General features: G+C 75.6%; 10 protein-coding genes. 4 read left to right on the forward strand and 6 right to left on the reverse strand.

The genetic code is table 11. From position 1 onward, the window contains the following. Nucleotides 1–27 precede the first annotated feature (27 nt). The gene (locus BJ968_RS12870; RefSeq protein WP_179752429.1) at nucleotides 28–2154 is read right to left on the reverse strand and encodes a RecQ family ATP-dependent DNA helicase; all 2127 of its coding nucleotides are present in this window, start codon (nucleotides 2152–2154) and stop codon (nucleotides 28–30) included. A gap of 130 nt (nucleotides 2155–2284) precedes the next feature. On the opposite strand from BJ968_RS12870, the gene BJ968_RS12875 reads away from it, so the two are divergent. The 4 genes from BJ968_RS12875 (at nucleotide 2285) to cls (ending at nucleotide 5987) form a co-directional block, all read left to right on the forward strand. Continuing rightward, nucleotides 2285–2731 (forward strand): hypothetical protein, encoded by a 447-nt coding sequence (locus BJ968_RS12875; RefSeq protein WP_179752431.1) that lies wholly within the window; start codon nucleotides 2285–2287, stop codon nucleotides 2729–2731. A 71-nt stretch (nucleotides 2732–2802) separates the two neighbouring features. Then, nucleotides 2803–3837 (forward strand): 2-dehydropantoate 2-reductase N-terminal domain-containing protein, encoded by a 1035-nt coding sequence (locus BJ968_RS12880; RefSeq protein ID WP_179752433.1) that lies wholly within the window; start codon nucleotides 2803–2805, stop codon nucleotides 3835–3837. A gap of 13 nt (nucleotides 3838–3850) precedes the next feature. Further along, the gene (locus BJ968_RS12885) at nucleotides 3851–4501 is read left to right on the forward strand and encodes a VOC family protein (protein ID WP_179752435.1); all 651 of its coding nucleotides are present in this window, start codon (nucleotides 3851–3853) and stop codon (nucleotides 4499–4501) included. Between the two features lie 10 nt (nucleotides 4502–4511). Beyond that, nucleotides 4512–5987, forward strand: a complete 1476-nt coding sequence (cls, locus tag BJ968_RS12890) for a cardiolipin synthase (RefSeq protein WP_179752437.1) — start codon at nucleotides 4512–4514, stop codon at nucleotides 5985–5987. Here cls and BJ968_RS12895 read toward each other — a convergent pair. The 5 genes from BJ968_RS12895 to BJ968_RS12915 all read right to left on the reverse strand — a co-directional run bounded on the left by BJ968_RS12895 (nucleotide 5968) and on the right by BJ968_RS12915 (nucleotide 11351). Then, nucleotides 5968–6585: a hypothetical protein gene (locus BJ968_RS12895; protein WP_179752439.1), complete on the reverse strand. Its 618-nt coding sequence runs from the start codon at nucleotides 6583–6585 to the stop codon at nucleotides 5968–5970. The genes cls and BJ968_RS12895 overlap by 20 nt on opposite strands. Nucleotides 6586–6605: 20 nt before the next feature. Further along, nucleotides 6606–8489, reverse strand: a complete 1884-nt coding sequence (locus BJ968_RS12900; RefSeq protein ID WP_179752442.1) for a cation:proton antiporter domain-containing protein — start codon at nucleotides 8487–8489, stop codon at nucleotides 6606–6608. A 183-nt stretch (nucleotides 8490–8672) separates the two neighbouring features. Further along, on the reverse strand, nucleotides 8673–9698 hold the full coding sequence (locus BJ968_RS12905; RefSeq protein ID WP_179752444.1) for a zinc-binding dehydrogenase: 1026 nt from the start codon (nucleotides 9696–9698) through the stop codon (nucleotides 8673–8675). Then, nucleotides 9698–11119 (reverse strand): adenylosuccinate lyase, encoded by a 1422-nt coding sequence (gene purB, locus BJ968_RS12910; RefSeq protein WP_218885028.1) that lies wholly within the window; start codon nucleotides 11117–11119, stop codon nucleotides 9698–9700. The genes BJ968_RS12905 and purB overlap by 1 nt, the downstream gene beginning before the upstream one ends. Nucleotides 11120–11150: 31 nt before the next feature. Continuing rightward, nucleotides 11151–11351 (reverse strand): hypervirulence associated TUDOR domain-containing protein, encoded by a 201-nt coding sequence (locus BJ968_RS12915; protein ID WP_179752448.1) that lies wholly within the window; start codon nucleotides 11349–11351, stop codon nucleotides 11151–11153. Between the last annotated feature and the right edge of the window lie 36 nt (nucleotides 11352–11387).

An 11387-nucleotide genomic window follows, 5' to 3' on the forward strand; every position in this document is an offset into this window, starting at 1 on the left:
ACCCAGCCGCAGCGGGTGGTCGGACGGTCACTCCCCGTCGGCCAGGACGAACGGGAACACCTCGTCGGCCCCCGCGCGGCGCAACTGCCGGGCGGCCACCGCCAGCGTCCAGCCGCTGCGCGTGCGGTCGTCCACCAGCAGCAGCTTCCGGTCCCGCACCAGGTCCGGGTCGGGCAGCTCGAAGCGCCCCGCGACCTGCGCCAGGCGGTGCGCGGAGTTCACGTCGGCGCGGGTCGGGGAGTCGTCCAGCAACCGGAACGTCGTCACCAGCGGCAGCCCCGTGTACCGGGCCAGGCCGTCCGCGAGGTGGGCCACCAGCTGCGGCCGCGACGCCGAGCACATCGCGACGATCCCGTCCAGGCCCAGCCCGCGCGCCCAGTCGTCCAGGACCGCGGCCGCCGCGTGCCGCAACGGCACCGGGGTCGGGCCGTCGGGCGCGCCCGCCGCGAACAGCTCCCGGACCGCGGTGCCCCAGCCCAGGTCGGTGACGCGGGCGACGGCCCGGCCCACCCCCGGCTGCTCCGCCGGCGCGATCCGCCCGGACACCGGCACCCCGAGCGACTTCACCCCCGTCGGCCACATCTTCTTCGGCTCCAGCGGCACCCCGGGCCGGTCCAGGTCCGCACCGGCCCGCGTGACCGCCGCCTCGTCCACGTCGCGCGGCACGTCGAAACCGCCGCAGTTGTCGCAGCGCCCGCACGGCGCGGCGTCGGCGTCGTCCAGGGCGCGGCGCAGGAACTCCAGGCGGCAGCCCGTCGTGGCGACGTAGTCGACCATGGCCTGCTGCTCGGCGTCCCGGGTCCGGGCGACCCGCGCGTACCGCTCGGCGTCGTAGGCCCACTCCTGGCCCGTGGCCTGCCAGCCACCCCGCACCCGGCGCACCGCGCCGTCCACGTCCAGGACCTTCAGCATCATCTCGAGCCGGTTGCGGCGCAACGTGACCCGCGTCTCCAGCGCCTGCGTCGACAACGGCTCGCCGGCGTCGGCCAGCACGCTCAGGGCCAGCCGGACGTCCTCCTCGGCGGGGAAGCCGATCGAGGCGAAGTAGCGCCAGATGTCGCGGTCCTCGGCCCCCGGCAGCAGCACCACCCGCGCGTCGTCGATGCCGCGCCCGGCGCGGCCGACCTGCTGGTAGTAGGCGATCGGGGAGCTCGGCGCGCCCAGGTGCACCACGAAACCCAGGTCCGGCTTGTCGAAACCCATGCCCAGCGCGCTCGTCGCGACGAGCACCTTGAGGCGGTCGTTCACCAGGTCGTCCTCGGCCTGCAACCGCTCCGCGGCCTCCGTCTGCCCCGTGTAGGGGACCGCCTCGATGCCGTGCGCGCGCAGGTGCGCGGCGACGTCGGCGGCCGCCGAGACCGTCAGGACGTACACGATCCCCGACCCCGGCAGCTCCGGCAGGTGCTCCACGAGCCACGCCAGCCGGTGCGCGTGCGAGGGGACCCGCACGACCGCCAGCCGCAGCGACTCCCGGTCCAGGGACCCGCGCAGCACCAGGACGTCCTCCAGCGTCCGGGTGCCCGTCACCGACAGCTGCTCCGCCACGTCGGCCGTCACGCGCGCGTTGGCCGTCGCGGTCGTCGCCAGCACCGGGATGCCGTCGGGCAGGTCCGCCAGCAGCGTGCGGATGCGCCGGTAGTCCGGCCGGAAGTCGTGGCCCCAGTCCGAGACGCAGTGCGCCTCGTCGACCACGAGCAGACCGGTCGTCGCGGCCAGCTTCGGCAGCACCTCGTCGCGGAAGGCCGGGTTGTTCAGCCGCTCCGGGGAGACGAGCAGCACGTCGACGGCACCGGCGCGGACCTCGTCGTAGACCTGCGCCCAGTCCTCGGAGTTCGTCGAGTTCACCGTCACCGCCCGCACCCCGGCCCGCTCGGCCGCCGCGACCTGGTTGCGCATCAGCGCCAGCAGCGGGGACACGATCACCGTCGGTCCCGCGCCGCGCGCCCGCAGCAGCGCCGTGGCGACGAAGTACACCGCCGACTTGCCCCAGCCGGTCCGCTGCACCACCAGGGCGCGGCGGCGGTCGGCGACCAGGGCCTCGATCGCCGTCCACTGGTCCTCGCGCAGGGCCGCGTCGGGGGCGCCGACGAGGCGGCGCAGGACGTCCTCCGCCTCTGCGCGCAAGGTGGTGCGGTCGAGCGTCTCGGCAGGCATGACGACGATGCTGCCACCGTCCCCGGACACGACCGCCCGGCGGCGTCCGCCGTCCACAGCGCCCGCACCCGCCCGGGGCTGTGCACGCCGCGGCGGGGAACGCCCGCGTCCCGGCCCGCGTCGGAGCACCGTGCGCCGCCCCGCCGTGCTCCTCGCCGCCCTCGCCCCCGTCGCCGCGCTCGCGCTGTGCCCCACCGGGGCGTCGGCCAGCTGCGTCGGCCCGTCCCTGACCGTCGGGCCCGCCCCCGCCACCACCGCGCCGGCCCCGGACCCCGCCCCGGCCCCCGTGCCCCGCACCGGGTCCTTCGACGTCGCCGGGGAGTGGTTCCGCGACGGGTGCGACGACACCGCCGGCACCCCGGCGTGCGCCCCGGCCCCCGGGGAGAGCCCCCTGGCCGGCGTGGACCTCGTCCTGGAGCAGGGCGGCACCCGCTGGACGCTGGGCACCGCCGACGCCGGCGGTCGCCGCGACCGCTACGCCGTGCGCTGGACCGTGGAGCTGCCCCCCGGGGTGGCCCCCGGCGGGGCCGTGCTGACCGCCGCCGCGGCCACCCTGCCGGTCCTCGTCGGCCCCTGAGCGGCCGCCCCGGCGGCCCCCCGCCACCACGTGGAGCGGCCCCCGGCCCGCGGGGGTGCTTGACTGCCACGGTGCGGTACGTCGTCATCGGGGCAGGGGCCATCGGCGGGACCATCGGCGGCCGGCTCGGCCAGCACGGCCACGAGGTCGTCCTCGTCGCCCGCGGCGCCCACGCCGACCGCCTGCGGGACAAGGGCTTGCGGCTGCTCACCCCCACCGGCCCCGTCGAGCTGCACGCACCCGTCGCCAACTCACCCGCCGACGTCGAGCTCACCACCGACGACGTCCTCGTCCTCGCCGTGAAGGTCCAGGACGCCGCCGCCGTGCTCCCCGAGTGGGCCGCCGCACCCGTCGCCGGCACCGGCGGCGGCACCGCCGGCCAGCTCCTGCCCGTCCTGTGCGCCCAGAACGGCGTCGAGGGCGAACGCCTCGCCCTGCGCTGGTTCCGCCGCGTCGTCGGGGCCTGCGTGTACCTGCCGGCCAGCCACCTCGAACCGGGCGTCGTCACCTCCGAGGGCACCCCCGTCTCCGGCGGCCTCGTCCTGGGCCGCTACCCCCGCGGGCGCGACGAGCTCGTCGAACGGCTCGCCGCCGACCTCGCCGGCGCGGGCTTCGCCACCACCGTCAGCGACGACGTCACGGCCGCCAAGCGCGGCAAGCTGCTGGAGAACACCGGCAACGCCCTCGACGCCGTCTGCCGGCCCGGCGACGGCTGGGACGAGCTGCGCGACCGCGCCCGGGCCGAGGGGGAGGCCGCGCTGAGCGCCGCGGGGCTGCCCGCCCAGGACCGCCGCACCGCCCTGCCCGAGCTGCACCGGCTCGGGTTCACCACCGTCGACGTCACCGGGACCGGCCGCCTGGGCTCCTCCAGCTGGCAGAGCCTGCACCGCGGCGGCTCCATCGAGACCGACTGGCTCAACGGGGAGGTCGTCCAGCTCGGCCGCGCCCACGACGTCCCCACCCCCGTCAACGAGGCCCTGCAGGTCCTCGCCGCGACCTCCGTGCGCCACGGGCTGGGCCCGCGCGCCTTCGGCGTGGACGACGTCCTGGCGCTCGCCGAACGGCTCGCGGGCGGACCTGCGCGACCGTCCCCGGCGGGCGCCTGAGAAGCTGAACGGCATGCGCGTCGACCACGTCGGCTTCGCCGCCGGACCGGAAGGGCTGCAGGAGACCGCCAGGTCCCTCGCGGCCCGGCTCGGCGTGCGCGTCGTCGACGGCGGCCCCCACCCCCGCTTCGGCACCCGCAACGTCGTCCTGCCGCTGTCGGAGGGCTGCTACGTCGAGGTCGTGGAGGTCCTGGACCACCCCGTCGCCGACAAGGCCCTCTTCGGGCGCGCCGTGCGGGAGCGGACCGAGGCCGGCGGGGGCTGGTTCGCCTGGGCCGTCACCGTCGAGGACCTGCAGAGCTACCGCGACCGCCTCGGCGAGGACGTCGAGGAGGGCGTGCGGCGCCGCCCCGACGGCGTGGAGCTGCGCTGGCGCCAGATCGGGGCCCCGGCCCTGCGCACCGAGCCCCAGCTGCCCCTGCTCATCGAGTGGGACGGGCCCCGCACGCAGCACCCGTCGGCGCTGTCGCTGGCCGGCGGCACCCGCCTGACCGGGCTCACCATCGCCGGCCAGCGCGCCCGGGTCCGCGAGTGGCTCGGCCTGCCGCCGGAGTTCACCTCCGACCGGGTGAGCTTCACGTGGCTCGACGTCGTCGGCAGCGCCCGCGCCACCGGCCTGCGCTCGGTGACGTTCGAGACCTCCCGCGGCACCGTCGAGATCTGAGCGGCACCTCGTGGACTGGCTGCCCGACTGGGTCCCCTCGCTGACCGTCTCGGCGGTCGTCCTGCTGGTCGTCGACCTCGTCGTGCGCGTCACGGCCATCGCCGTGGTGCCCGTCAACCGCCGGCCCAGCTCGGCGCTGGCGTGGCTGCTGACGATCTTCTTCATCCCCTACGTCGGGGTCGTGGCGTTCCTGCTCATCGGCAACCCGAAGCTGCCGCGCGCGCGCCGGCGCAAGCAGCGCGAGATCAACGAGCTCATCCTGTCCTCGACCAAGGGCATGGACCTCGTCTCCGCCGACCACCCCTGGCCGCCGTGGCTGCGCGGCCTCGTCGAGCTGAACCGCAACCTCGGGGCGATGCCGCTGGTCGGCGGGAACTCCGCGGACCTGTGCGGGGAGTACGACGAGGCGATCCGGGCCATGGCCCGCAGCATCGACGGGGCCCGCGAGTACGTGCACGTCGAGTTCTACATCATGACCAAGGACCCCACGAGCGAACCGTTCTTCACCGCCCTGGCGAACGCCGTGGACCGGGGCGTGAAGGTCCGGCTCCTGCTGGACCACATGGGGTCGCTGCGCTACCCGGGGTACCGCCGGACCACGCGCTTCCTCGACGACGTCGGCATCGAGTGGCACCCCATGCTGCCCGTGCAGCTGCACAAGCTGAAGTACCAGCGGCCCGACCTGCGCAACCACCGCAAGCTCCTCGTCGTCGACGGCGAGGTCGCGTGGCTGGGCTCGCAGAACGTGCTGGACCGCAGCTACAACAAGCGCGGGAACGTCAGGCGGGGGCTGAAGTGGCAGGACCTCATGGTCCGCCTCGAAGGTCCCGTCGTGTCCGGCGTCGAGGCCATGTTCATCACCGACTGGTACTCCGAGACCGACGAGCTGCTGGAGGCCGAGCGGCCGGAGGTCTCACCCGTCGGCTCACCGGGCCACCTGGAGTGCCAGGTCGTCCCGAGCGGACCGGGCTTCGACGGCGAGAACAACCTCAAGCTGTTCAACGCGCTGCTGTACTCCGCCCAGCGGCGCATCTCCATCACGAGCCCCTACTTCGTGCCCGACGAGTCGATGCTGTCGGCCATCACGACGGCCGCCGAGCGCGGCGTCGACGTCGAGCTGTTCGTCTCCGAGTACGGCGACCAGTTCTTCGTGCACTACGCCGAGTGCTCCTACTACGAGAACCTGCTGCGCGCCGGGGTGCGGATCTTCCGCTACCCCGCGCCGTACGTGCTGCACGCCAAGCACATGACGGTCGACGAGGAGGTCGCCGTCATCGGCTCCTCCAACATGGACATGCGCTCGTTCCTGCTGGACCTGGAGCTGACCCTCATGGTGTGCGGGCGGGAGTTCGCCGACGACCTGCGCCGCGTGGAGGACGAGTACCGCGCCAAGTGCACCGAGCTGACGCTGGAGCAGTGGCTGGCCCGCCCCCGGTGGGACGTCATCAAGGAGAACGTCGCGCGGCTCACGTCCGCGCTGCAGTGACCCGGCGCAGCCCCAGGTCGCCCAGCTCCAGGTCGGCGAGCGCCCCCACGACCGGCCCGTCGCCGTCGCGCCAGGCGCCGGCGGGGTCGGCGGCCACGCCCAGCAGGACCCGCGGCGGCTGGTGCTGCAGCGCCCGCAGCGCCAGCACCCGCTCACCGGCCGCCGACCCCGCCAGCAGCCGGGCGTCGCGGACCCGCCGCGCCCACCGCACGCGCTGGGCGGCGCGGACGGCCAGCACCACCGCGGCCGGGACGAGGGCGGTCAGCACGCCCAGCACCAGGGCCAGGTGCAGGACGGCGTCCTGCTGCTGGCCCGCCGCGCCCGCCAGCGCGGCGGCGCTGTCGGCGGAACGGCCCAGCACCCCGGCGACGTCGTCGCCGACCAGCGGGGTCCGCTCCAGCGTCCCGCCCGTCGAGCGCAACCCCTCGGCCAGCGCGGTCGACCCGTCGGCGAAGCGCCGGGCCGGGCCGGCCAGCGCCGCGACCGCCGCGTGCACCGCGAGCCCGGCCAGGACCGCGACCACGACGAGGACCGCGCAGACCGCGTCGGCGAGGAGCTGGCGGGACCGGCGGGCCGGGGTGTCGGCGTAGAACGGCACCGGCCCAGTCTCACCGCGGCTCAGCCCAGCTGCTCGTCCACCCAGCACCACCGCCACGCCTCCCCGGGTTCGGCGCTGACCATCGCCGGGTGCGCCGTCTCCCCGAAGTGCGCCCGGGAGTGCCGCAGCTCCGAGGAGTCGCAGCAGCCGGTGTACCCGCACGCCAGGCACGTGCGCAGGTGCACCCACGTCGCGCCCACGGCGACGCAGGCCGCGCACTCCACGGGCGGTTCCCCCCAGCGGGCGGTCGCGTCGTCGCGGGTCCCGGCGGTGCGCAGGTGGGCGCAGCCGTCGTCGTGCCGGGGGGCCAGCCGCCGGTCGGCGTCGAGGGGGTCGAGGTCGGCGTCCACCTTGTCCAGCAGGGCCTCCTCGAAGTCGACGTCGGCCAGCGCGCGCCGCAGGACCTCCGGCGCGGCGCTCCCGCGGTCGCGGGCCTGCACGACGACGTCCCGTTCGGCGGCGAGCATCTGCAGCCGCAGCCGGCAGTAGACCGCCGAGGGCGTCAGGACGTCCGACAGCGGGCGGCCCAGGCGTTCCCACGCGGCGTGCGACCGGGCCTTGGACCGGCCCCGCAGCTGCGCGACGACGTGCCGGGGCTCGTCGCCGGTGAGCAGCTCCTCCAGCCGGCGCAGCCCCGCGGCCGCGGCGGCGTCGCCGAGGGCCGCGGCCTGCAGGGCGTCCTGCGCGGGGTCGGGCCCGGGCAGCCGCAGGCGCCGCACCACGGCGGGCAGCGTCAGCCCCTGCACCAGCAGCGTCCCGACCACCACGGTGAACGCCGCGAGCAGCAGCACGTCCCGGCCCGGGACGTCCTCCGGGATGAGCTGCGCCGCGGCCAGCGTCACCACCCCGCGCATGCCCGCCCACGACAGCAGCACCGAGACCCCGAACGACCACGCGCGGGGCCGCAGCCGCGGGACGGCGTGGTAGAACCCGGCCGCGGCGAAGACGAACACGAACCGCGCCGCGATCGTCGCCACGAGCGCGGTGAGGCAGAACGCCAGGACGCGGCCGCCGGAGAACCCGCTGTCGGCGGCGCCGCGCAGCAGCCGCGGGAACTGCAGCCCGATGAGCAGGAACACGGCGTTCTCCAGCAGGAACGCCACCGTCCGCCAGTTCAGGGCCTCCGCGACGCGTGACGCGGCCGTCTGCACCTTCGGGGACACGTGGGCCATCGCCAGGCCCGTGACGACGACGGCCAGGACGCCGGAGACGTGCAGGGCCTCGGCGGGCAGGAACGCCAGGTAGGGCGCGACGAACGACAGCGCCGTGTCCAGCACGGGGTCGTGGACGCGCCGGCGCACGACGGCCAGCACGGCCGCGACGACGCCGCCGACGAGCAGCGCGCCGACGACGGCCAGCAGGAAGTCCCCGCCGATGTGCCACGGGGACAGCTCCGTCGTCAGCGCCGACGTCGCGGCGGCGAGGGCGATGAGGGCGGAGGCGTCGTTGAGCAGGCTCTCCTCCTCCAGCATCGTCGCCACCCGGCGCGGCAGGCCGAGGCGCCGGCCGATGGCGGTGGCGGCCACCGCGTCCGGCGGGGCGACGACGGCCCCCAGGGCCATGCACGCCGCGAGCGCCACCCCCGGCAGCAGCCAGGACGTCGCCCAGCCCACGGCGAGCGTGGTGAACACGACGAGCACGACCGACAGCAGGAGCGTGGCGGTCTTGTTGCGGCTGAAGTCGATCAGCGAGGTCTGCGCCGTCGCCGCGTACAGCAGCGGCGGCAGCAGGCCGTTGAGGACGAGCTCGGGGCCCAGGGAGAACTGCGGGACCCCCGGGACGAGCGCGGCGGCGGCGCCCACGACGACGAGGACGAGGGGTGTCGGCCACCCGAACCGGTCGCTGGCGGCGGCGACCGCGCACACCCCGACCGTCAGCGCCACGAGGGCGATCGCGATCTCCACGCGGGAAGGCTACGGGCTCGGGCGGGACCGGCCCGGGTGTCGTCCCTCGTGCCGCGGGAGGAGGCCGGGGAGGAGGCCGGGGGAGGAGGTGGCGCGCGCGACCGTCGAGGGCGTGCGCGACGGCGGCGGCCGGCGCCGCGCGGGCGCCGGACCCGCGCGCTGGACCCGCCCGCCGGTCCGGTGTCAGGGGCGCAGGACCGTGATGCCCGCCGTCGTCGCGGCGGCGACCTCCGCCAGGGCGCGCGGCCCGGCCTCCAGCGGCAGTTCCCGCGTCACGAGGTCGGCCAGCGGGAACCGCCCCGAGCCGACGAGGTCCAGCAGCCGCGGGTAGTCGTGCGCGGCCATCCCGTGGCTGCCCAGGACCTGCAGCTCGTACGCGATGACGCGGTCCATCGGCACCGCCGGCCGCCCGGCGGCGGCGGGCAGCAGGCCGACCTGCACGTGCCGTCCGCGCCGCCGCAGCGAGCGCACCGAGTTCTCGCACGTCACCGGCAGCCCCACGGCGTCGATCGAGACGTGCGCCCCGCCGCCGGTGAGCTCGTGGACGGTGTCCACGACGTCGGCGGCCACGGCGTGCTCGGCCCCGAAGGCCAGGGCCAGTTCCCGCGCGCCCTCGGAGGGGTCGACGGCGACGACCCGCGCCCCGGCCGCGGCGGCGACCGCGATCGCCGACAACCCGACCCCGCCCGCGCCGTGGACGGCGACGAACTCCCCGGGCCGCACCGCGGCGACGTCGCTGACCGCCCGGAACGCGGTGGCGACGCGGCAGCCCAGCGCGGCGGCCGTCGCGGCGGGGAACCCCTCGGGCAGCGCGACGAGGTTGACGTCGGCGTGGTCGAGGGCGACCAGTTCAGCGAAGGAACCCCAGCCCGTGAAACCCGGCTGGGTCTGGTCCCGGCACACCTGCTGCGCGCCCGCGGCGCACTCCGGGCAGGTCCCGCACGCCGTGACGAACGGGCTCGTCACGCGGTCGCCCACGCGCCAGCCCCGCACGTCGGCCCCCACCGCGGCGACCGTCCCGGCCAGTTCGTGACCGGGCACGTGGGGCAGGGTCACGTCGTCGTCGTGTCCCTGCCAGGCGTGCCAGTCGCTGCGGCACACGCCCGTCGCCTCGACCGCGACGACCACCCCGTGCGGGGCGGGCGCGGGGTCCTCGACCTCGGCCAGGACGGGCGTGCCGCCGAACTCGGTGACCAGGACCGCGCGCATCAGCCCTCGTCGAGGACCGAGACGAGGGCGGCGGCGTCACCCACGTAGTCGCCGGGGGTCAGCAGCGACAACCGCGCCGCCTCGCCCTCGGGCAGGCCCAGCCCGGCGACGAACTCCCGCAGCCTGGCCTGGTCGACCTTGCGGCCGCGGGTGAGCTCCTTGAGGCGCTCGTAGGGTTCGGGCAGCCCGTGGACGCGCATGACGGACTGCACGGCCTCGCCGAGGACCTCCCAGTTCTGGTCCAGGTCCGCGGCCAGGGCGGCGGGGACCGCGTCCAGCCCCGCCAGCCCGCGCTGGGCGTTCTCGATCGCCAGCAGCGAGTGCCCGAACGCGACGCCGATGTTGCGCTGCATCGAGGAGTCCGTCAGGTCGCGCTGCATGCGCGACGTCGTGAGGGTCTCCTCCAGGACGCGGAACAACCCGCCGGAGACTTCCAGGTTCGCCTCGGCGTTCTCGAACCGGATCGGGTTCACCTTGTGCGGCATGGTGGACGAGCCGACCGTGCCCTGGCCGCGGACCTGGGCGAAGAACCCGTAGGAGATGTACGTCCAGACGTCGGTGCACAGGTTGTGCAGGACCCGCCCGAAGCGCGCCACGTCGGCGTACAGCTCCGCCTGCCAGTCGTGGGACTCGATCTGCGTGGTCAGCGGGTTCCAGGTCAGGCCCAGGCCCGTGACGAACTCCCGCGACACCGCCGGCCAGTCGGTGGTGGGCACCGCGGCGCGGTGCGCGGCGTACGTGCCCGTCGCGCCGTTGAACTTGCCCAGGTACTCGGCCCCGGCGACGCGCTTGAGCTGACGGCGCAGGCGGTGGGCCAGGACGGCGAGCTCCTTGCCCAGCGTCGTCGGCGTCGCGGGCTGACCGTGCGTGCGGGACAGCATCGGCACGTCGCGCAGGTCGTGCGCCATGCGCGCCACGTCGTCGGTGAGACCGGTGGCGGCCGGCAGCCAGACCTGCTGCACGGCGTCGCGGACCATGAGCGCGTAGGACAGGTTGTTGATGTCCTCGCTGGTGCAGAACAGGTGCGTCAGCTCGGCGACGTCGGCCAGCGACGTGCCCTCGAGGCGGCGCTTGATCCAGTACTCGACGGCCTTGACGTCGTGGACGGTGACGCGCTCGATCTCGCCGAGCTCGGTGACCGCGGCGGCGTCGAAGCGCAGCGGCAGCTCGCGCAGGAACGCGGTCTCCTCGCCGGTCAGGCGGCGCACGCCCGGGACGACGTCGTGGGTGCCGAGGAAGACGAGCCACTCGGCCTCGACGTGGATGCGGCGGCGGTTCAGCGCCGCTTCGGACAGGTGCTCGGCCAGCGGCGCGACGGACCGGCGGTAGCGGCCGTCGAGCGGGCCGAGCGCGGGTTCGCCGAGGCTGGCGGGCTGGAGGTCGGTGGCGGCTGCGGGTCCCGGGTCGGTCACGTGCCTCATGGTCCCACGGCGCCACCGCGCCCCGGGCCGCTCAGGTCTCGTCGACCGACGACTCCTTGTGGGCGGCCTCCTTGCCGGACTTGTCGCTCTTGACGATGACCTGCGGGTCGTCGTCGGAGGCCTTGCGCTTCTTGCCGTACAGCTCGAAGTCGTCGGTCTTCTTGTCCGTCACCTCCCCCTCGGTCGTGCCCTGGGAGGTGTTCCACTCGACGTGGTCGCCCTTCTTCACCATGCGTCCACCGTGACCGGTGCCGGGCCGGTCCGCACC

The sequence above is a fragment of the Kineococcus aurantiacus genome (assembly GCF_013409345.1).
Classification (GTDB): Bacteria; Actinomycetota; Actinomycetes; order Actinomycetales; family Kineococcaceae; genus Kineococcus; species Kineococcus aurantiacus.

Coding starts and splice junctions, on each gene's coding strand:
- BJ968_RS12870 (WP_179752429.1), bottom strand. CDS start 2,154: ATGCCTGCCGAGACGCTCGACCGCACCACCTTGCGCGCAGAGGCGGAG.
- BJ968_RS12885 (WP_179752435.1), top strand. CDS start 3,851: ATGCGCGTCGACCACGTCGGCTTCGCCGCCGGACCGGAAGGGCTGCAG.
- BJ968_RS12905 (WP_179752444.1), bottom strand. CDS start 9,698: ATGCGCGCGGTCCTGGTCACCGAGTTCGGCGGCACGCCCGTCCTGGCC.
- purB (WP_218885028.1), bottom strand. CDS start 11,119: ATGAGGCACGTGACCGACCCGGGACCCGCAGCCGCCACCGACCTCCAG.
- BJ968_RS12915 (WP_179752448.1), bottom strand. CDS start 11,351: ATGGTGAAGAAGGGCGACCACGTCGAGTGGAACACCTCCCAGGGCACG.